Origin of the sequence: Streptomyces sp. NPDC001634 (genome assembly GCF_040298185.1) — a bacterium.
GTDB lineage: Bacteria > Actinomycetota > Actinomycetes > Streptomycetales > Streptomycetaceae > Streptomyces.
In genome coordinates this window covers 26,114-47,022 of record NZ_JBEOZU010000043.1, presented here as the reverse complement: position 1 = coordinate 47,022, position 20,909 = coordinate 26,114, and the positions used below count along the sequence as shown (strand labels likewise).

The window sequence follows — 20,909 nt, the reverse complement described above, 5'->3', positions numbered from 1 at the left end:
CGGACGCCGACGCGTTCCTGCTCAAAGGCACCGACCCTGCCGAGATCTTGCGCGCCGTCCACCTGGTGGCCGCCGGCTCCGCCATGCTCCACCCCACCGCGGCCCGTCGCCTCATCGACCGCTACCACTCCACCACCCAGCCCGGGCCGCCGGGGCCCACGTCCGACGGGACCGCCTCACTCCCCGGGAACGCGATGTGCTCAGCCTGCTGGCCCAGGGAGAGACCAACGCCGACATCGCAGCACAACTCGCCATGCGCGAAAGCACCGTCAAAGCGCACGTCAGCCGCATCCTGCCCGCGCTGGAAGTCACCAACCGCGTCCAGGCCGCCCTGCTGACCCGCGACGCGGGGCTCACTACTTGACCGGCGGAGCGCCCGCTGCAACATGACCGACTGCTACGACATCCTCGCAACCAGAAGCGGAAGCGAAGGTTCCGTGACATCCGTCACACCAGACCCGGGAACTAAGTGCACCGAATAGTAGTTTCCGCTCTCACGATATGAAGGATTTGTCCGGACTTGTCGTAGGCCTTGAGCGCGCCGGTATTGACGGCATTCCGCCGCACGGCACGTTCACCCTTTCCTCGAAATCAAAAGGGTTTCTGACGGATCAACAGAATTCCGCACAGGCCACAGAAGCTGGATCAGCACGCCCCCACTCCCCTGGCAAGAGCCCGCGAAATCTACGAAGCAAGGTAGTACGGAGAGCCTTTGCGCTCCGTGTGAAGCCTTCCTAAGAATGACGACCCGCAGGACATCTCCGCAGTTCAGGAGCGGAGTCCGCGAAGAGCCAGCCGCACAAGGGGCGCTCGGCGATTACCGTGAGGTCACGCATGGGGAAGCACCGTAAAAACCAGCATTACCGGCACATAGTCATTGCTGCCGTCGCCATAAGCACCGTGAGCGTGCCGTCCGTCGCCCTGGCCTGTACCGACTGGCGGGACAGCGGAGGACATCAGTTCCACGGCGCCGAGAACACCGCGGCCAAGGATTGGTGGAAGCACGCCGGCCGACATCGCCATTGGAGCGGGCATGCTCCGACCGCGTCGAAGACGCCGACCGCCGCCGCAAGCACTGCGAAGACCACGGCGCCCAAGCCCACGACCACCGCGCCTTCGAGCACTGGGACGACGACCGCTCCCAAGCCGACCGTCACCGCGTCCCCCAGCGCTCCGACGGCCACCGCCACCGCGTCCGGGGTGGCAGCTCGCATCGTGCAACTCGTCAACGCCGAGCGCAGTAAGGTCGGTTGCTCGGCCCTGACCCTCAACGCGACCCTGACCAAGGCCGCACAGGCACACAGCCAGGACATGGCGGCCCACCAGAACATGTCGCACACCGGATCCGACGGGTCTTCCCCGGGCGACCGGATCACGCGCGCCGGCTACACCTGGAGCACCTACGGCGAGAACATCGCCTATGGCTACGCCACTCCCGAGCAGGTGATGGCGGCCTGGATGTCCAGCCCCGGCCACAAGGCCAACATCCTCAACTGCTCGTTCAAGGAGATCGGCGTCGGTCTCGCGCAGCCCAACGACTACTGGACCCAGGACTTCGGAACCGCCCGGTAAGCGGTGATAGGGGCAACGGGCTTCCGGCTGACGCCGCAGTGGCGCACCGGCTGCAGTCGGAAGCCCAAGGCGTCCATCGCGACGACGGGGGCGCCCCTCGGACGGAGGGGCGCCCCCGTCGTCGTACGCGCTGGGGTGCCCGGTGCGACCTGCCGACGAGCGGCAGCACGCAGCGATGGACACGGCGGCCACCCGTGCTCACCGGCTCCGAGCTCGTCTGCGTCGCGGTCGGCCAGGCCATGCTCGGCACCACCTCCGAATGGCACCGGCTGTGCCTGATCAAACGCGTGATCCGCATCTCGCGACCGGGGGCTGAAGCTCTACCTGGTGTGCGCCCCGAGCGGGATGCCGATCCTGTGGGCCTGGCCAATCAGAAGGCCGGCGAATGTGAAGTCCTGGCCACCGTGATCGAGGCCGAGTCCGACGTCGTGGACGAGCATCCCGGTCAACGACACCTTCAAGGGGCAGCTCGACCTCGAACGGCACGGCGGCCGCTCCTTCGCGGGCGTGGCCGTACGCCTGGCCCGGCGCGTGCTCGCCGGGGCCGCCGCGATCTGGCACAACAGCCAACCGGATCGAGCTCCGTCAGCGGAGCCGAGGTCGAAGCAGCGACGGCTGACCACCGAACGGCGGCGCCGGACCCTTCGCAGGTCCGGCGCCACGTACAGCGCGGTACCGTCCACGGACTCACTCGTCTCGTCGGCCGGCACGGCTTGGGCGGCCCGTATACCTCGCCGCCGCCGTGCGGCCGCGAGAGCGCGTCCTGGTGCCCGGGGCGGCGCACGGTGGGGCCCCTCACGGTTGCAGGTCGTCGCGCGTGCGGGGGCCGAGCTGATCGGATTGGTCGGCCGCCGACCGAACTGGGCCATGCAAGTCGAGGCGCTCGTCGACACCATCGACGGCCCGGCACTGAGGGACGCCCTCGACCTGGTCCGCCCGCGTGGGCGCGCGGCTCTGGTCGGCTGCACCGCGGCAAGGTCGTCATCGACCTGCGCTGCGCGGCCGGCCTGCGTCGGCAGGGCCACGGCGGACCTGCCACAGGTCCTCAGCCCCGCCCCGCCGCGCCACAGGAGTGGGCCTGATCACTGCCAAGGGGGATAGGCGGCAGCCTCGTGGCTGCCGCCTATGCCCTGATCGGCCTGCCGGCCTAGTGCGCGGTACGAAGGTCCCCCGGGTGGAATCCGCCGCGGGCGGGCGTGGAGCATGCGCCGGCGGCGCACGCCGTGAGCCACTGGTCGAAGTCGGCGTCGTAGCGGGTGCCGATCTCGGAGTTGTAGACGGCGTATCCGCCCGCGTAATCGCCGACGCGGAAGAGCGCCAGCATGCGCTGGATGTCCGTCGAGTGCCTCTCGAACATGTAGCGGACCGCGAGGTAGCCCCACGGGTACGTGCGGGTCACGTCGCTGTTGGCGTAGGTGTTCTGGAACAGCGTGCTCAACCGGTAGGTGTGCTTGGCCGCCTCTGCGACCGCCTGGTCGTCGACGATGCCGCGATAGCCGTAGGAAACGTATTCAGCCAGGCCTTCGATCCACCAGACGTCCGGCACCGTCGTCTGCTGGGTGAAGTCGCCCTTCATGTCGTCGCGGGCGTCGAGGAAGTGCGTGTACTCGTGGTTGAGGTTCCAGATCCGGGCCACGAACCCGTCGTCGTGGTCCTTCTGGTACATGATCGAAAGCGGTTGGTTGGCGGGGTCGGTCGGGTCTCCTTCCAGGGTGATGCCGCCGTTGTCCGTACTGACGCCGAAGATCGCACCGGCGTAGGTCTGATAGTCGGCGCGGCTGGCGAAGACGACGAGTTGGATGGTCGACACGTGCTGGCCGGCAATGGGCCCGTCGTCCTTGACGAGGTCGTGGAAGTACGGGTCCTGGCCGAGAACGCTGGCACACGCGGCGTCGAGATCGGCGGAGGCGAGAGCCTGGGCGCGGATGGTGTGCGTCGCGTCGCAGGTGTGAGTGACCGGCAGGGCCGCCCTTGTCAGCTGACCGGGCAGGTCGCAGATGCCGTAGTACGAGCAGTTCGGGCGGTCGTAGGCGTCGGCCTGCATCGCCACCGCGACCCACAGTCCGGCCGTGGGGCCGGTGATCCTCGATGCGTCCAAAAGGTCCTTGGCCAGCGGCCGGACAGTGTTCTGCAGCGCCTGGTGTTCGACGTAACGGGCGAGGTTCATCCCGGCGTTGGAATCCAGGTAGGTGCGGTCGGTCCCGAGCAGGTCCATGTGGCTCAGCGCGAACTCGTCGAGGGTCTCGACGATGCCCGGGTCGGCAGCAACCGCGTCGACGTAGTCCGGGTTCCAGTTACCGCGCCAGAGGGGGGTGTAGACGTCGTTGACAGCCGCGACCATGCTGTCGATGGCTTCGTAGGAGTTGTCGTATCCGTCGAGCACCCGCTGGTAGACGTCCAGATAGCGGGCTTGCTGGTCGGCGCTGTCGGTGAGGATGATGACCTCGCCCAGAACGTCGCCGTTCGCCGCGGTGACATCACCGGAGTGCGGGCGGGCGAAGAAGGCGTCCAGGCCGCGCGTGGTGGCTCCGGCCAGGCGCGCGTCGTAGGGGCCGACGTCGGCCGGGTTGTTGAACTGCACGTAGTAACCGGCACGCAGGAACAGGACGAGCTGCCAGACCTGGGACGAGTTGTCGCCACGATAGCGTCGCGCCGTGCTGGTGAAGGCGTTCGCGACGGTGACCATCTGGGACTGGCGGAAGATGTCGTGCGCGGCCGAACCAGTGGCCGTGAACAGGCTGTTGATGCAGTCCGTGGTCGAGGCTTTGACGAACGCGACGAGTTCGGCTCCGGTCCGGCTTCCGAAGTCATCGGGATTGCACGCGACCGGCTTCGGTTTGGCTTGCGGAGCGGTTCCCTTGCTCGGGCGGGCGCGGGAGGACATCGATGTCAAGGGCGGCAACTGGGCCGGGGTGAGCGGTCGGCCCTGTACGACCGAACGGTCGACGGCGCTCGCGGTCGAGCCGGTCGGCGGCGGAGGCGGCGTCCTCTTCCGGGACGCGGTCACGGTGGCGGTGCCGGCCTGAGTCGAATGTGGTCCCGCGAACGCCGGCGTCGGCACCAGGCCGGCGAACGTGACGCAGACGGCGAGGGCGCAGACGATGCGTCTGGGCAGCGTCAAGCAGTAGCGCATCTGGACTCCTCCACGGATGGATGCGCCTCGATAGGGGCGTTGAGGCGTGTGAGGCACTGTCTCAACGGCGGCTCGCTCCAACAATGGCGTGTGACATAGCACATTGCACCGATGGCCCATAACACCCGGCACCGTCTATGCCCCGGTCACGCTCCATGTGTGCAAGGCCCACGTCCTCAAGTGGGGGGCCTGGGCCACGAGATCGCGATAGGCGGCGGTCGCGGAGCGGAACAGCGTCTCCGCCACCTCCTCGGCAACCGCGTCGGGCCGCCAGGCCAACACATAGCGACACCACAGCGGTGTCCCGACCAGGGACTTGATCACCACGTCCGGGATCGGTCGCAATGTCGCCTGTACGACGGACACTCCGAGGCCGGCGGCGATCATGCTCTGCAACTGCAGCTGGTCGCCGAGGAATTCGTGTACCGCCACCGGTGTGAACCCGGCTGCTTCACAGGCCGCGTAGAAGACTCCCGGCCAGCCCGCCCCGTCGTCCGGCGTCAGAAACCACGCGTCCTCGGCCAGATCGGCGAGCGAGACCTGAGCGCAGCGTCTGAGCCTGTGGCAGAACGGCAGGGCCACGAACGTCGGTTCGGTGACGATTCCGCGGTGCGTCACCGCGGCCGAATGCTTCAGCTCCATTCCGGGGTAGTCCGCGGCGATGGCCGCGTCCACGGCACCCTCCTCCAGAAGTTGGACGATCCGTGAGGAGGCATACACGCTGCTCACTGCGAGCGAGACGTCCGGCACCCGGGCACGCACCCGGGACACGGTGCCCGACAGCACCGGGGAATTGGTCGCGGCCACGCGCAGGATCCGACGTGTTCTCGCAGTGCCGGGGGCCGGACGGTGCCCGATCGCGTCGGCACGGGCCAGGACGTCGCGTGCCTGAGCGACGACCTCGACGCCGTACGGTGTCAGGGTCACCCCTGTCGCCCCGCGCTCGAACAGGGACTTGCCGAAGAACCGTTCAATCCGCTGGAGTTGGGTACTCACGGCCGGCTGCGAGTAGCCCAGGACCGCCGCGGCCCGGCCCACGCTCCCCGCATCGGCGATCGCACACAGCACGCGCAGGTGCCGAAGCTCCAGCTCCATACGCCCACTCCCCCATCCGTCCACCCAGTCGGCCACACGGCGCGATCGGCCCGCGACTCCGCGGCTGAGCCGCTGCCGGTCAGGTCAGGTCAGGTCAGGTCACGACCAGCGGACAGGAAGCGTTCCATCGCGCCCTCTCCCGCACAAGACGCCGGTCCGCCACGGTCGGGCGTGAGAGAGAACGGACCTACCGACCGCGGTCCGCCGCCTGGAACTGCTAGGCCAGGCAGAGTAGTTGATGTGGAAAGCTGTCGTCAGTGGTTCGCGTGCACGCGGGCCGCGACGGGCGTCGAGAGGAGCGCAGCGTGGGACAGGACGGCTTCCGTGCCGAGGAGATCGACACCAGCAGGCCGCATCCTGCGCGGATCTACGACTACCTGCTGGGCGGCAAGGACCACTATGAGGTGGACCAAAAGGCCGGCGACGAACTGGCCGCTGCCGCGCCAGAGGTGCGGATCGGCCTGCAGGCCAACCGTGCCTTCCTGCAGCGCGCCGTCCGTCATGTCGTCAGCAACGGCGTCCGCCAGATCCTCGACGTCGGCACCGGGCTGCCCACCTCACCGAACGTCCACGAGATCGCCCACGAGATGGCGCCGGACGTGCGCGTCGTGTACATCGACAACGATCCGGTCGTGAAGGCACATGGCGACGCACTGCTCAGCCACTCCGGCATGACCAGCATCGTCCTTGCCGACCTGCGCGACCCGGGGGCCATCCTGGACTACCCCGACGTCCGCCAGGTCATCGACTTCGACGAGCCGGTCGCCCTGCTCCTTGTCGCCATCCTCCACTTCCTCACCGACGCGGAGCAGCCCGAGCAGGTCGTCGCCACCCTGTGCGACGCGCTACCGGCCGGAAGCTTCCTGGTGCTTTCGCACGCCACCGGTGACTTCGCCGATCGCAGCGATGCCCAGGCCGTCTACAACAAGGCAACCGCCAGCCTGAATCTGCGGTCCCGCACCGAGATCGAGCGGTTCTTCACCGGCTTCGACCTGGTCGAGCCCGGCCTGACCCAGGTCCCGTTCTGGCGCCCGGACACCCCGCCGCCGGCAAGATCCGCGGAGATCGGCTTGTACGGGGGCGTGGCTCGCAAGAAGGCCTGAACCAGCATCCGCATTCTGGGCGTTCGGCGGAAGCCTCAGATGGCCGCGGGCAGCCCCATCCAGTTCCTCGCCGCGTACTGCGCGTGGTCAAGGCGTAGTTGAACTTCATAAGCCCGCAGCAGCCGAACAAGCGAGGTATTTGCGTACGTAGACAGTGACCCGCGCCCCGGTGACATGACTCGTTCCGCACTCGCGAAAATAGCGCTTCAAGGTCCGGTTTTTCGCCTCCTCCTGCGCATTTGAATTCGAGTGTGCGCCCTCCGCATCGCGGACTGCCACGATCCGACTGAACTCCAGCATACGTACGGGTATGTCTTGGGCCGAAAGCTCGATTCCAGCGAGCGTGTTCGAGGAAACGGAATCCTGCGACAGCGCGAGATCCGATAGCAAACGCGTGTCTTCGAGGTTGGCTTCGGCCCAGACGCGGCGCCGTCCCGGCAGGACGAAGATCTGCTCGCCGCGCGCGCAAGGCGACTCGGGAGTCCTCGGGTGGATCGAGGCCAGGCCGACGCGGCGCAAGGCCGGACCACGCTCCCCCGTCGAGCTGATGCGGGGCACGGGTTCTCCGCCGAGCGCACTCCGCCAGGTCGACGACGGCATAGTCGGCCAGGAGTGGACCGGCGAGGTCGGCCAGTTCCTGGCTGGTCCGCATCACGTCCAGGGTGCTGCCTATCCGGGTGCCGGCCTCGCTGAGGATGGCGAGGCGCTCGCGGCCCGTCGGTTGCCGGTGACATCCACGCTCGTGGTGCACACCCCTGCGGCCGGCCATCGGCGTCGGTCAGACAGAAGAACGAGACCGCAAAGGCGTGCTCCCGGTGCTGATCCGCCAGCGGCCATGCCCGGAATTCAAGGACCGCGGTCACGCCGCTGCCCAGCACCTGGCGCATCACCGCTTCGAGCGCCTCGGATTCGAAGCCGGGCAAAAGCGATTCCCGCACCGATCCGGCAATCTCCTTCGTGGAAAGCGCAGGGCGTCCTGGGTCCTTTGTCATCGGTGACGAGCACTCCGCACGGCTTCGAGAGACCGCGCAGATTTGCCTGGACACCGGCTGCAGTTACACCGCCACCAGAGCGCGTTACTAGCGCGCTCTAGTGGCTCGCACTATGAAACGCCCCACTGGTGATGTCAATAGGTTTGTCAGGACGTCCCAACAAAATGCCGGTCCCCGATGCGTCATCACATCTGTGGATGCCGCGTGCCGGCAGGCCCGAGCGCCGGCCTGCCGGTTGCCCCGAGAAACTGCGCGCCTTGATGGACGACCTGCCGCGGCAGGTCGTCGCGCAGGTGTCGGCCTCTCAGGCGTCCGTGGTCTGGGCCGTCGGGTGTGACAGGTCCAGCAGGGCCCTCAGCGGAGCCGAGGTGTGCGGGCCGGCGCGCCAGATCAGCGCCTTGGCATACGGGATACGGAGGGTGAGCGGCACCACCGTGACCCGGGGATCGCTGGCAGGGGACCGGTCCGCGCCCGCCGCGAGGGCGATGCCGACGCCGGCGGCCACCAACTCGACCTGCAAGGCGACGTGGTTGGTGGCGTAGGCGGGGCGGAAGGGGACCCCGGCGTCCGCGAAGGCGGCGATCAGATGGGGGCGCAGTCCGCTGTCGGGGCCATAGGTGATCAGCGGGGTTCCGGAGAGCTGGGCCAGGCTCAGCGCCGCCTGCTGTGCTTGTGGTTGGTCGGAGGCGACGATGGCGACGATCTCGTCGCGGATCAGGACCCGGTGCCCGAAGTCGGAATCGAGACCTCCGGGCGGGACGGCGACGAAGGCGGCGTCCAGGGATCCTTGGCGCACCTGGGGGACCAGGCTCGCGCTGGTGCCGTCGACGAGGTTGACGCCGACGCCGGGATACAGGCGATGGAAGGCGCCGAGTTGTGCGGGCAGGCTGCTGTGGTCCACGCCGTCGGCGGCTCCCAGCGAGAGGTGTCCGGTGAGCAGCCCGGAGCGGGCCGCGAACTCGGCCCTGGCCGCAGCGACGGCGGCCGAGACCGCGCGGGCGTGCGGCATGAGCGCCTCGCCCGCCGCGGTCAGGCGGACCGTGCGGGAGTCGCGCTCGAAGAGCGCCTCGCCCAGTTCGCGTTCCAGGGCGCGGATCTGCTGGCTGATGGCCGGCTGGGCAACGTGGCAACGCGCCGCGGCCCGGGTGAAGGACTTCTCCTCGGCCACCGCGAGGAAGGACTGCAGGGTGCGCACCTCCATGACCTCAGTGTATTCCTCTGCCTTATGAGAGGAAGAAGACCTAGCTCTTTGCCTTATCAGTAGCCCGGGCCTCAGGCTGGTGGTACAGCCTCACTCGTACAAGGAGTTCTCCATGCCTCTGGTTCGCATCGACCTCGTCAAGGGACGCAGCGACACCCAGGTCCGCGCCGTCGCCGACGCCGTCCACGAGGCCGTCGTCGAGGTGCTCGGCATTCCGGAGCGGGACCGCTTCCAGGTCGTCACCGAGCACGATTCGAGCCGTGTCATCGCGCTTGACGCGGGGCTGGGCTTCGACCGCAGCGATGGCGTCGTGATGATCCAGATCTTCACGCAGACAGGGCGCTCCACGGAGGTCAGGCAGAAGCTGTACGCCGCCATCGCCGCGTCCCTCGCGGCGGTGGGCGTGGCCGGGGAGGACGTGTTCATCGGCTACGTCGAGAACACCCCGGCGGACTGGTCCTTCGGCTTCGGCCGCGCCCAGTACATCGAGGGCGACCTGGGCATACCCGCCGTGACACGGTCGAACGTGGCCTAGGTCGAAACCGGCATCGGGGCACGACTACGGAGAGTCCCAGAACACCGGCTCCGCGCGCGTGAGCTGGAGAGCGCGCCGACCGGGAACCGACTCGCGGTCGGGGCGGCGGCCGGCTCGCCGCCCCCCGGATGCTCGAGGCCCGAACCCCCGTCTCAGTCCGTCGTGTTCGAGGCTCGGCGAGGCAGCTTCCAGTTCGGTCGCGGGAAATGGCACGTGTAGCCGTTGGGGTAGCGCTCCAGGTAGTCCTGGTGCTCGGGCTCCGCCTCCCAGAAGTCGCCCACGGGCTCGACCTCCGTGACCACCTTGCCCGGCCACAGCCCGCTCGCCTCGACGTCCGCGATGGTGTCCACGGCAACGCGGTGCTGGTCTTCGTCGGTGTAGTAGATGGCGGAGCGGTAGCTACGCCCGATGTCGTTGCCCTGACGGTCCTGCGTGGTCGGATCGTGGATCTGGAAGAAGAACTCCAGGATGTCGCGGTAGCTCGTGGCCGTGGGATCGTAGAGGATCTCGATGGCCTCGGCGTGGTCGCCGTGATTGCGGTACGTGGCGTTCGGCGTGTCACCGCCGCTGTAGCCGACGCGCGTGGACACCACGCCCGGCTGCTTGCGGATCAGATCCTGCATGCCCCAGAAACAACCGCCCGCCAGGACGGCTCGCTCTGTTCCCACTGTCATCGTTCGCTCCCTGATGCTCCAGCCCGGCGCGGTCGTTGACGTGCCGGTCACACAGGCACCCAGCTTATTGCTGCCCGCGAGCCGTACGCGCTGCTGCCTGCCCCGGTAAGTGCGGCGCCCGGCCGCTGCACGTCCGGGCGCACCGCCGCTCGGACCGTCAAGCGGCTCCCCCGCCCGCGCTCGGCGTCGGGCCCGCGGCGATCGAGAAGGTGAGCACGAGGCCGTCGTCGGTGGCGTGCGCCGAGGTCAGCGCGACGCCACGGGGCAGTCCGGTGACGGCCACGGTCCGGGGCTCGAGTTCGTCCCGCAGCCCGGAGGCGGCCGACAGGCCGGCGAGGTCATCGACCGCCATACTGCGGCCGAGGACGCTCACCGTCGTGGGCGTGACGGTGAAGGCGTCCGGGGTCGTGGACACCTTGGCCCGTACGGTGACCGGCAACCCCAGGCTGCCGACGCTCCCGCTGAGGATCAGGTCGCCGTTCCGGCCGCCGGCTGTCAGGCCGTCGCCCAGCGAGCCCAGGCGCCGGGTCACCTGGTCGTATCCGACGGTGGCGGTTCCGGTGCCGCCGGCGCTGTCGCCGTCCGTCGTGACGTCCTTCAAGCGGACGGTCACGTCCATCACCGCGTGCTGACGGCGTACGCCTTTGGCGCTCACCTCGATGTCGCCGACCTCCCCGCCGAGGGTGCGCAGCCCCGCGAGCGGTGTGGTGAGATCGATGTGCACCGGCCCTTCCGGCTTCAGTCGGCGCGACGCCTGGGCGGCGATACGCTCCTCGGTCCTGTGCTCGACCAGGAGATCGGTCGCACAGACAAGGGCGGCCAGTGCCGCGGTGATCGCGACGAGGATGCGGTTCTTGTTCCGACGGCTACGGGTCACGTGGTCACTTGCTCCGAATCGATCGGTCGGACGGGCGGGGGAGACGGTCAGGCGTGCAAGTGCGGGAGGACCCGGTCGAGTCGGCGGGGTATCCACCAGTTCGCCTTGCCCATGAGGAACATGGCGGACGGCACGAGGATCAGGCGGACCACCGTGGCGTCGACGATCACGCTGATCGCCAGCCCCAGGGCGAGCATCTTCACGACCACGGTCGGCGAGGCGGTGAAGGACAGGAACACCGCGGTCATGATGAAGGCCGCGGCGGAGATCACACGAGCCGTCGCGGACAGGCCCTCCCCTACGGCGACCCGGTTGTCACCGGTGCGATGCCAGGCTTCGGCGATCCGGGACAGCAGGAAGATCTCGTAGTCCATGGACAGCCCGAAGACGATCGCGAACATCATCATCGGGACGTACGACTCGATAGGCACAGGCTCGGACAGTCCCAGCAGCGAGTCGCCCCAGCCCCATTGGAAGACCATGACAAGCACGCCGTAGGACGCGGCCGTGGTGAAGAGATTGAGAACGACGGCCTTGAGGGGGATCACCACGCTACGGAAGACGGTCATGAGCAGCAGGAAGGCGAGGACCAGGACGATGCCGATGACGACAGGCAGCCGCTCGCCGACCGTGGCACGGAAGTCGGCCTGGCCGGCCACACTGCCGGTGAGATGGGCCGCGGCGCCCGTGCCGTCGAGGGCCTTCGGCAGCGTGCGCCCGGAGAGGGTGTCGAGCAGGGCGTCGGTCGCGGCGTCCTGTGGGCCCGTGGTCGGGGTGACCGTGGTGACGAGGATCCTCCCGTCGGCGCTCGCCTTGACGGGGCTGAATGACGCCACGCCGTGGGTGTCCCTCAGAGCCGCCGTCACGTCGTTCGAGATTCGGTCGACGGGCGATTTCGCCTTGCTCACGTCGACCACGACGAGGACCGGGCCGTTCGCCCCCGCTCCGAAGCCCTGCCCATCGGCGTGTGCGATCCAGTCGTACGCGGTACGGGTGCTGCTGCCCGGTCGGTCCGCACCGGCGTCGACGTGGCCGAGGCGCATGGACAGCAGGGGTGCGGAGCACACGCCGAGGATGACGAGGCCGACGGCCAGGAAGGTCCAGGGGCGCCGGGAGACGAGTTCCGCGTAGCGGTGCCAGCCGTCGTGCACTCCCCCGCTCTCGGCAACGGGGCGGCGCAGTCGGAGCCGGTCGATGTGCCTGCCGACCAGGCCCAGGGCTGCCGGGACCAGAGTGAGGGCGGCACCGGCGGTCACGACCACGGCGAGGGTGGCAGCCAGCCCTATCTTGCCGATGAAGCTCAGCCCGCACGCGTACAGGCTCAGCATGGCGACGGCCACGGTCAGGGCGGCGATGAGGACGGCGCGTCCGCTGGTGCGCGCCGTGCGGGCCGCGGCCTCGACCGGATCGCGCCCGTCGATGAGGTCCTGGCAGAAGCGCGTCGTCAGGAACAGGGCGTAGTCGATCCCGACGCCCAGGCCGATCATACCGGCAAGGGTCGTGGCGGAGGTCGCGAAGGAGAGGGTGGCGGCGACGATGCCCACGATGCCGAGGCCGACTCCGACGCTGATCAGGGCGGTGACCAGCGGCAGCAGCGCGGCGAGGACGGAGCCGAAGGCCAGCAGCAGGATGACGAGGGCGGTGACGACGCCCACTCCCTCGCTCAGCTTGTCGTTGGCCGGTTCACGGACCACCTGTTCGAGGTCACCGCCGTAGGCGACGCCCAGCCCTGCCGCCCGGGCGGGCTCCGTCGCCGTGTCGAGTCGCTCGGTGTAGTCGTGGCCGAGGTTCTTCAGCTGCTCGTCGAAGGAGACGGTGGTGTACGCGGTGCGTCCGTCGTCGCTTGTCACGGGCGCGGAAGCGGCGGTGACATGGGGCAGGTCGCGCAGGTCGGCCAGGGTTCGATCGAGCGCGGACCGCTGGTCGGCCAGGGTGCCGGAGTCGGCATGGAAGACGACTTTGCCGCTGGGCCGGCCCGCTGGGGGCATGGAGGTGGCGAGGAGGTCGGCGCCGGTGTGGGAGGCGGTGCCGGGCAGGCTGACCTGGTCGCTGAAGGTGGGCGCGGCGAGGTGCCGCCCGGCCAGGGCGGCCATGAGGATCAGCAGCCATGCGGCGATGACCGTGGCCGGATGCAGGGCGCAGAAGCCGCCGAGGCTGCCGAGGCTGCCGAGGCTGCCGAGTCCGCCGCGTACCGGGGCGGGGTTCGCCGGCGGCTGCGCGTCGGTCCGCGCGTCGGCAGGCGCCGGTGGAGTCTGTGAGGGTCGGGGCACCGTGGTCTCCAAGAAAAGTGTCACGAGTGACACAAACTCTAGAGAAGAAGTGGCACGTATGACAATTGGCATCCATGACACTTTGCGGCTGCGATGCCTCCTCGCGTGACACGCGTGCCAATTGACAGTCGAGACACCATGGCGGAGGCTTCGACCCATGCCGAGTGAGATCGCCCCCGCTGGACTGCGTGAACGCAAGAAGGAGGAGACGCGGCGCCTGCTTCTCGAGGGAGCCGCGCGCCTGTTCAAGGAGCGCGGCTTCGAGGCCACCACAGTTGCGGACATCGCCGCATACGCGAACGTCTCCGTACGCACGTTCTTCCGCTACTTCGAGAGCAAGGAGGCACTGCTGCTGCCGGACGGCGTCGAGGTCTTCGCCTACGTCGAGAACGCCCTGTCCGAGCGTCCGGCGGACGAGGAGCCCCTGGACGCGGTGTGCAACGCCCTGCTGGAGGCGGCCAAGCCGTTTGCGGCCTCCACTCTCACCGCCCTCAGCCACCCGCTCGAGGACATCGAGAACGTCGTCACGGCCCGTCTCGTGCAGGCATTCTCCGACTTCGAGGAGCGGCTCACCGTCCTGGTTCAGCGCAGACTGCCCCCGGACACACCGGACGCCGACCTCAAGGCGGCCGTGATCGCCTGCGCTGCCCTCTCCGCAGTGCGTGCCGTACTGCGGACTCGCCGGGCACGCCGGGCGTCCGGCATCACGGACACGGGCCCGGCGCCCCTCCTGCGGGCCTTCGGGATCCTGCGCGAGATCGGCTCTCCCGAACATCCGTGACGGCGGGCGGAGGAGGAGGACCCCGGCCGAGGCCCCGGACCCACGGCTGACCATCGTCACAACCGGTGGCCACGACCGGACCCTCGGCCTCCGTGCGAGGCGTACGACTACGAGTACTGCTGGTACTTCCGCTCACGGCGCGACGAAGACGTCAGGGCCGAAGAACTCGACGTAGATGTCAGGGCCGAAGAAGACGTCACGGCCACCGCCGGTGACGCTACTACTTCAGTCAACTCTGGGCGGCGTGCGTGCGGGGCACGGTCAGTCCACCGGCAGGGTCACGAGACGCGATCGGCGAAGTCGACGTTCGTGCATCGCCGCCGTGTACACGTCCGCCGTCGCCACTGCGGCCGTGTCCCAGCCGAAGGACCGGGCGTGCTGTGCCGCGGCCTCGCCCATGCGGGCGGAGAGCGCCGGGTCGTCGGTGAAGCAGCACAACGCCCGCGCGTAATCCGCCGGATCGTGCCCTGGTACGAGAACGCCGCTCATCCCGTCTCGTACCGCCACCGGCAGGCCGCCGACCTCGGCGGCGATCACCGGGGTGCCGCAGGCCTGCGCCTCGACGGCCACCAGGCCGAAGGACTCGCTGTAGGACGGCATGACCAGGACGGACGCGGCCCTGTACCAGTCGGCGAGCTGGTCCTGGCCGACCGGCGGCCGGAACAGTACGACGTCGGAGATGCCGAGCCAGGCCGCCAGCTTCTGCAGTCCTTCCGGCTTGGCGAGGCCGCTGCCGCTCGGCCCGCCCACGACCGGCACCACGATCCGCTCACGCAGCTGTGGCCGGTCCTCGAGCAACCGTGCCACCGCGCGCAGCAGGACGTCCGGCGCCTTCAGCGGCTGTATGCGGCCCGCGAACAGCGGTATGAGCGCGTGCTGCGGCAGTCCGAGGCGTGCCCGGGCAGCGGCCCGGCCGGCCTCGACACCGGACGCGTCGGGCCGGAAGCGTTCCAGGTTGACACCGGGGTGGACGACGGCGACCCGGCCGGGGCCGGCGTCGTAGTGGCGGAGAAGCTCCTCCGCTTCCCTCTCGGTGTTCGCTATCAGCCGGTCGGCGGCCCGTACGACCTGCGTCTCGCCGATCACACGAGCCACGGGCTCGGGGGTGTCGCCCTCGGCGAGGGAGGCGTTCTTGACCTTGGCCATGGTGTGCATGGCGTGCACGAGAGGGACGCCCCAGCGCTCGGCGGCGAGCCGGCCGACGTGGCCGGAGAGCCAGTAGTGCGAATGGACCAGGTCGTAGTACCCGGGGTGGTGGCGGGCCCAAGCCTGCGTCACGCCGTGGGTGAAGGCGCACAGCTGGGCGGGCAGGTTCTCCTTGGCCAGGCCTTCGTAGGGTCCGGCGTCCACGTGCCGCACCAGGACGCCGGGCACGAGTGCGACGCTGGGCGGGAGAGCGGCGGAGGTGGCCCGGGTGAAGATCTCCACCTCGATGTCGATGGCGGCGAGGCGCTTGGCGAGCTCGACGATGTAGACGTTCATCCCACCGGCGTCCCCGGTGCCCGGCTGGTGCAGCGGTGAGGTGTGCACGCTGAGCATCGCGACGCGGCGGGGACGGCCGTACGCACCGGGTGGCCGCAACCGGGGCGGGCCGAGGAGGGTGCTGCCGAGGGCACCGCTGCGGAGTCCTCCGGGCCGGGTCAGGTACTGGCTCACCGGGCGAGGCCCCCTTCCGGCTGCCATGTTCTGCCGACTGTCAGGTCGAGGCGCTGCTCGCCCGCGTACACGTTCATGGAGCCGCCGCGCAGGAAGCCGACGAGCGTGAGCCCGGTCTCCGCCGCCAGGTCCACCGCGAGGGAGGACGGGGCCGAGACCGCCGCCAGCATCGGGATGCCCGCCATGACCGCCTTCTGCGCGAGCTCGAAGGAGGCCCGCCCGGACACCAGCAGAATGCTCCGGGACAGCGGCAGTCGGCCCGACTGGAACGCGCGGCCGATCAGCTTGTCGACGGCGTTGTGCCGGCCGACGTCCTCCCGCAGGTCCAGCAGCTCGCCCTCGGGTGAGAACAGTCCGGCGGCGTGCAGGCCCCCGGTCCGGTCGAACACCCGCTGCGCGGCCCGCAGCCGGTCGGGCAGGGCGGAGAGCAGTCCGGGGCTGACCTGGACCGTGGGCGTGTCGGCAATCGGCCACCGCGCCGTGGTCCGTACGGCGTCCAGGCCGGCCTTCCCGCACAGCCCGCAGGAGGAGGTGGTGTACACATTCCGCTCGAGCGTGATGTCGGGCACCGGCACGCCGGGGGCGAGCTGCACATCGACGACGTTGTACGTGTTCCCGCCGTCATGCGTGGCGCCCGCGCAGTACACGATGTTCGCCACTTCCTCGGTGCGGCCCACGACGCCCTCGCTCACCAGGAACCCGGCGGCCAGGGCGAAGTCGTCACCGGGTGTGCGCATGGTGATCGCCAGTGGCTTGCCGCTCAGCCGGATCTCCAGCGGCTCCTCCGCGACCAGCGTGTCGGGGCGGGTGCTCACCCCACCGTCCCGGATCCGCAGCACGCGCCGTCGCTCGGTGACCCGTCCCATGGCCTCACTCCTGGTTCTCTAGGTGCTGGTGTCCGACCCACCGCTCCCGGGCGGGTGACGGAGGCGATGACGCCGACCGGGCGGGGCCGCCGTCGGCGATCCAGCGCCCGGCGGGCACGGAGCCGCGGGCCTCGGGCTCGGGCTCGGGCTCGGGCTCGGGCTCGGGCTCGGGCTCGGGCTCGGGGGTCAGGGTGAAGCGGGTGCCCGGCTTGTCAGGACGGTCGCGCGGGGTCAGGGTCTTGAGGACGTCCGGGCAAAGGGGGTCGAGCGAGACATCGACGCGGTCGAGGACCCCGGCCTTCAGCGACCGGGCGATGCGCTGCAGGCCGATGCCGTTGGCGTTCAGCGACATCTTCGGGCGCGGTTCGAGGGCGGCGCAGCGCTCGACGGTGCCGACGAGGCCCGGGTGCAGCAGCGGCTCACCGCCGGTGAAGCGGACCTCGTCGACATCGAGGCCGGTGACCGCGTTGCGGATGAGCCCGACGATCTCGTCGTCCGTGAGCAGATCGGACCTGGCCGGCCACTGCTGGCCCTCTTCGGGCGTGCAGTAACTGTCGATGAGCACGGCTCCAGCAACTTCCTCAGCACTCGATCACGTTGACGGCGAGCCCGCCGCGGGCGGTCTCCTTGTACTTGACCTTCATGTCGGCCCCGGTCTCCTTCATGGTCTTGATGACCTTGTCGAGGGAGACGTGGTGACGGCCGTCGCCGCGCAGGGCCATCCGGGCGGCGGTCACGGCCTTGACCGCGGCCATGCCGTTGCGCTCGATGCAGGGGATCTGGACCAGGCCGCCGACCGGATCGCAGGTCAGGCCGAGGTTGTGCTCCATTCCGATCTCGGCCGCGTTCTCGACCTGTTCGGGGGTGCCGCCCAGCACCTCCGCGAGGCCGCCGGCGGCCATGGAGCAGGCCGAGCCGACCTCGCCCTGACAGCCGACCTCGGCGCCGGAGATGGACGCGTTCTCCTTGAAGAGCATGCCGATGGCGCCCGCCGCGAGCAGGAATCGGACGATGCCCTCCTCGTCGGCGCCCGGGACGAAGTCGAGGTAGTACTTCAGAACGGCCGGGATGATGCCCGCCGCGCCGTTCGTCGGGGCGGTGACGACCCGGCCGCCCGCGGCGTTCTCCTCGTTCACAGCCATCGCGTAGAGGGTCACCCACTCCATCGCACGGGCCGTCGGGTCTCCCTCGCTGCGCAGCGCCCGGGCCGCCGCCGCGGCCCGACGGCGGACCTTCAGGCCGCCGGGGAGAATGCCCTCACGGCCCAGCCCGCGGGAGACACAGGCCTCCATGACCCGCCAGATCTCCAGCAGGCCGGCGAGGATCTCCTCCTGCGAGCGCCAGGCCTTCTCGTTCTCCAGCATCAACGCGGAGATGGAAAGGCCGGTCCCCCGGGCGAGTCGGAGCAGCTCGTCACCCGTGCGGAACGGGTGGGCCGGCACCGTGTCGTCGAGCTTGATCCGGTCCGCCCCGACGGCGTCCTCGTCGACCACGAAACCACCACCGACCGAGTAGTACGTTTTCTCCAGGAGCGGCAGACCGTCGGCGTCGTACGCGAAGAGGATCATCCCGTTGGCGTGGTACGGCAGCGAGCGCCGGCGGTGCAGGACCAGCTGGGTGGAGACGTCGAAGTCGATCTCGTGGGCCGGGCCGATCTCGGCACCGAGGAGGCGGATGCGCCGGCTGGTGCGGATCCGCTCGACGTCCAGGTCGGCCTGGGCGATGTCGACCGTGTGCGGCTCGTTGCCCTCCAGGCCGAGCAGTACGGCCTTGGGGGTGCCATGGCCGTGGCCGGTGGCACCGAGGGAGCCGAACAGCTCCGCCCGGACCGCGGCGGTCCGGGCGAGCAGACCGTCCCTCTTCAGCCGGGCGGCGAACATCCCGGCGGCGCGCATCGGGCCGACGGTGTGCGAGCTGGACGGACCGATGCCGATGGAGAACAGGTCGAAGACGCTGATTGCCACGCCATACTCCGGGGGATTGGCGAGGCGTGCCGAGATGTCACGGGCACGCCCCGGCGGGAGGGTTGTCGGTCGGGGCCCAGAGGCCTCGGTGCAGTGGGTGCTTGTCGGCGAGGGCCTTGACCCGGGCCTCCAGTGCCTCCACGTCGGCCGCCCCGAAGGGAGAGGGCGCCTTCAGTACCTGAGCGATGACGTCCGCGACCTCGGCGAAGTCCTCGGCCTGGAAGCCGCGGGTCGCCAGGGCGGGCGTACCGATCCGCAGACCCGAGGTGACCATCGGCGGGCGGGGGTCGTTCGGGACGGCGTTGCGGTTGACCGTGATGCCCGGTCCAGCTCTGCGTCGACCGCGGCGGCGATCTCCGGGTCCAGCTCGTGCAGGGAGCGGCGTTGATGACGCCGGGGTCGTCGGCCCGCGCGGTGCTGACCTCCAGGACCTCGCCCGAGGCAGGGGCGTACAGGCCACTGACGGCTGTCAGCGACCTGATCTCTCCGCAGCTCTCCCCCGCCTCGACCCAGGTGCCGACCTCGGACAGCCGGAGGTGGACGACGTCGCCGAGGACCTTCGCCGTGAACGCGGTGATGCCGACGGTGGCGTTGCCCTCGTCCACGACCAGCCACTCGTGGTCCCAGGTGTAACGCAGGTGCTGCGGAAGGCTGATGGCGGTCTCCCGTGGCGACTGCGCGGGGAGTTGAGGCGGGGGGCTCATGAGACCGCGGCCGCAGTGGCAGGGGTGAGGGTGCGGCGGAGCCGGTTGAAGAACTTGGGCTGGTTCAGGGAGAGCACGGCGACGGGGGCGCCTTCGTGCCGGTAGACGGCGGTGAAGGAGCGACTGTCGAGGTCACCCTCGACGACCTGGGGCTCGGCGCCGGGGGCGACGTGTCCGGCGAGCTGGATGCGCACCTGGTACTGGTCGGACCAGAAGTACGGCGCGGTGAGCGGCGCGGGGGCCGACAGACCGGTGAGCAGCGTGCGGGCGGCGGTCTTCGCCTGCTCGGTGGCGTTGCTCCAGTGCTCGATGCGGGCGTGCCGTCCCGTGAACGGGTTGGGGCAGCGGGCGACGTCACCGACGGCGACCACGCCCGGGACACTGGTCGCGCAGCCGGCGTCGCACACCACACCGTCGTCCACCTGTACGCCGGAACCGCCGAGCCAGTCGGTGGCGGGCCGCACGCCCACACCGACCACGACGATGTCGGCGGGCAGCTCTCGCCCGTCCGCCAGCCGTACGCCGGTGACCCGGCCGGTGCCGGTGAGTCCCGCCACGCCGGTTCCGCACAGCAGGCGAACCCCGTGATCGGTGTGGAGCGAGGAGCACACCAACCCCATCTCACGCCCCAGTTGGCGCTCCAGCGGTACCTCGAGCGCCTCGACGACGGTGACGTGGAGCCCGAGCCGATGGGCGGTGGACGCCACCTCGGCACCGATGAAACCGGCGCCGATGACGACGACCCGGGGCAGTCCGTCCAACAGTTCGGTGCGCAGGGTCTGGGCGTCGTCCAGGGTGCGCAGGGTGTGGACACCGGCCAGCCCGTCCGTGCCGGGGAGCGTGCGGGGTGTGGCGCCGGTCGCGATGACGACCCCGTCGGTGCGCAGCTGCCCTCCTCCGGCCAGGGTGACGGTCCGAGCCCCGGGGTCGAGCCGCACCGCGCGCTCGCCGAGCAGCCAACGCACATCCAGGTCTTCGTACTCGTCCGCGTCGCCGAGCGCGAGCGCGTCGGCATCGATGTCGCCCTTGAGGAAGTCCTTGGACAGCGGCGGGCGGTCATAGGGAGTGTGGCGCTCCTCCCCGATGACGACGACGTCGCCGTCGTAGCCCTCTGCACGCAGCGCTCGGACCGTGCTCAGACCTGCCAGCGACGCTCCGACGACGGTGATGCTCCTCATGCCGGCTCCAGAAGAGGATTGTCTCGCATAACACAACGATATTCGCTATACGCAACATGCTTTCCGTGGGGTCCGGGGGTTGTCAAGGGAAGAGCCGCATCAGTTCACGATGGCGCTCAAGGTTGCACAATCCGCAACGGAGTTCGGGTCGGCCCCTGAGGGCCGGCCGACTGCATGTCATCCGGTGCGGCGTCGTTGCGTCGTCAGGATCGTCCGAGACCGCTCTCCCGCAGACTGTCGCGACGCCCCCCATCGGCCGCAGTGGCCCGCCGGGAGCCGGCGGGAAGGGCACTGGCCTCCACCCGCGT

At 69.6% G+C, this 20,909-nt stretch carries 15 protein-coding genes and 5 pseudogenes; 6 read left to right on the top strand and 14 right to left on the bottom strand.

Going from position 1 to position 20,909, the window contains the following annotated elements:
- Positions 1-5 precede the first annotated feature (5 nt).
- The 3 genes and pseudogenes from ABT186_RS26835 to ABT186_RS48045 form a co-directional block, all read left to right on the top strand.
- Positions 6-364: pseudogene (locus tag ABT186_RS26835) on the top strand (LuxR C-terminal-related transcriptional regulator); the annotation flags it as partial.
- Between the two features lie 470 nt (positions 365-834).
- Entirely contained in the window at positions 835-1,572 is a 738-nt protein-coding gene (locus ABT186_RS26830; protein WP_351237928.1) for a CAP domain-containing protein, read from the top strand.
- Between the two features lie 309 nt (positions 1,573-1,881).
- Positions 1,882-2,136 (top strand): annotated as a pseudogene (locus ABT186_RS48045) (IS982 family transposase); the annotation flags it as partial.
- A gap of 583 nt (positions 2,137-2,719) precedes the next feature.
- On the opposite strand, the gene ABT186_RS26820 reads toward ABT186_RS48045, so the two are convergent.
- Entirely contained in the window at positions 2,720-4,705 is a 1,986-nt protein-coding gene (locus ABT186_RS26820) for a collagenase (protein WP_351927218.1), read from the bottom strand.
- 135 nt (positions 4,706-4,840) lie between these two features.
- The gene (locus ABT186_RS26815) at positions 4,841-5,800 is read right to left on the bottom strand and encodes a LysR family transcriptional regulator (protein ID WP_351234904.1); all 960 of its coding nucleotides are present in this window, start codon (positions 5,798-5,800) and stop codon (positions 4,841-4,843) included.
- A gap of 305 nt (positions 5,801-6,105) precedes the next feature.
- Between ABT186_RS26815 and ABT186_RS26810 the strand changes: the two genes are divergently transcribed.
- Entirely contained in the window at positions 6,106-6,903 is a 798-nt protein-coding gene (locus ABT186_RS26810) for an SAM-dependent methyltransferase (protein WP_351234903.1), read from the top strand.
- 105 nt (positions 6,904-7,008) lie between these two features.
- Here the strand turns inward: ABT186_RS26810 and ABT186_RS26805 are convergent, their stop codons facing one another.
- Positions 7,009-7,461 carry a hypothetical protein gene (locus ABT186_RS26805; protein WP_351234902.1) on the bottom strand — a complete coding sequence of 151 codons (453 nt, stop codon included), beginning with the start codon at positions 7,459-7,461 and terminating at the stop codon, positions 7,009-7,011.
- A gap of 738 nt (positions 7,462-8,199) precedes the next feature.
- The gene (locus ABT186_RS26800; RefSeq protein ID WP_351927216.1) at positions 8,200-9,096 is read right to left on the bottom strand and encodes a LysR family transcriptional regulator; all 897 of its coding nucleotides are present in this window, start codon (positions 9,094-9,096) and stop codon (positions 8,200-8,202) included.
- 112 nt (positions 9,097-9,208) lie between these two features.
- Here ABT186_RS26800 and ABT186_RS26795 point away from each other — a divergent pair, with 112 nt between their 5' ends.
- Complete coding sequence (locus ABT186_RS26795) at positions 9,209-9,631, top strand: tautomerase family protein (protein WP_351234899.1); 423 nt, start codon at positions 9,209-9,211, stop codon at positions 9,629-9,631.
- A 152-nt stretch (positions 9,632-9,783) separates the two neighbouring features.
- Here the strand turns inward: ABT186_RS26795 and msrA are convergent, their stop codons facing one another.
- From msrA to ABT186_RS26780, 3 genes are all read right to left on the bottom strand, one after another.
- On the bottom strand, positions 9,784-10,305 hold the full coding sequence (gene msrA / locus ABT186_RS26790; RefSeq protein ID WP_351234898.1) for a peptide-methionine (S)-S-oxide reductase MsrA: 522 nt from the start codon (positions 10,303-10,305) through the stop codon (positions 9,784-9,786).
- A gap of 157 nt (positions 10,306-10,462) precedes the next feature.
- Positions 10,463-11,182: an LmeA family phospholipid-binding protein gene (locus tag ABT186_RS26785; protein WP_351234896.1), complete on the bottom strand. Its 720-nt coding sequence runs from the start codon at positions 11,180-11,182 to the stop codon at positions 10,463-10,465.
- 47 nt (positions 11,183-11,229) lie between these two features.
- Entirely contained in the window at positions 11,230-13,452 is a 2,223-nt protein-coding gene (locus ABT186_RS26780) for an MMPL family transporter (RefSeq protein ID WP_351927214.1), read from the bottom strand.
- 157 nt (positions 13,453-13,609) lie between these two features.
- Between ABT186_RS26780 and ABT186_RS26775 the strand changes: the two genes are divergently transcribed.
- Positions 13,610-14,233 (top strand): TetR/AcrR family transcriptional regulator, encoded by a 624-nt coding sequence (locus tag ABT186_RS26775; RefSeq protein ID WP_351234892.1) that lies wholly within the window; start codon positions 13,610-13,612, stop codon positions 14,231-14,233.
- 261 nt (positions 14,234-14,494) lie between these two features.
- On the opposite strand, the gene mshA is transcribed toward ABT186_RS26775, so the two are convergent.
- From mshA to ABT186_RS26740, 7 genes and pseudogenes are all read right to left on the bottom strand, one after another.
- Complete coding sequence (mshA, locus tag ABT186_RS26770) at positions 14,495-15,889, bottom strand: D-inositol-3-phosphate glycosyltransferase (protein ID WP_351927212.1); 1,395 nt, start codon at positions 15,887-15,889, stop codon at positions 14,495-14,497.
- Positions 15,886-16,755, bottom strand: coding sequence for a formate dehydrogenase accessory sulfurtransferase FdhD (gene fdhD / locus ABT186_RS26765; protein WP_351927210.1), 870 nt, complete (start codon positions 16,753-16,755; stop codon positions 15,886-15,888). Before fdhD ends, mshA begins: the two co-directional genes overlap by 4 nt.
- A gap of 2 nt (positions 16,756-16,757) precedes the next feature.
- Positions 16,758-17,308 (bottom strand): annotated as a pseudogene (locus ABT186_RS48040) (radical SAM protein); the annotation flags it as partial.
- A 28-nt stretch (positions 17,309-17,336) separates the two neighbouring features.
- On the bottom strand, positions 17,337-18,719 hold the full coding sequence (locus tag ABT186_RS26755) for an L-serine ammonia-lyase (protein ID WP_351927208.1): 1,383 nt from the start codon (positions 18,717-18,719) through the stop codon (positions 17,337-17,339).
- Positions 18,720-18,756: 37 nt separating this feature from the next.
- A pseudogene (locus ABT186_RS26750) lies at positions 18,757-19,041 on the bottom strand (hypothetical protein); the annotation flags it as partial.
- A 97-nt stretch (positions 19,042-19,138) separates the two neighbouring features.
- Positions 19,139-19,423, bottom strand: a pseudogene (locus ABT186_RS26745) (glycine cleavage system protein H); the annotation flags it as partial.
- On the bottom strand, positions 19,420-20,601 hold the full coding sequence (locus ABT186_RS26740; RefSeq protein ID WP_351221973.1) for an NAD(P)/FAD-dependent oxidoreductase: 1,182 nt from the start codon (positions 20,599-20,601) through the stop codon (positions 19,420-19,422). The gene ABT186_RS26740 and the pseudogene ABT186_RS26745, both read right to left, overlap by 4 nt.
- Positions 20,602-20,909 lie beyond the last annotated feature (308 nt).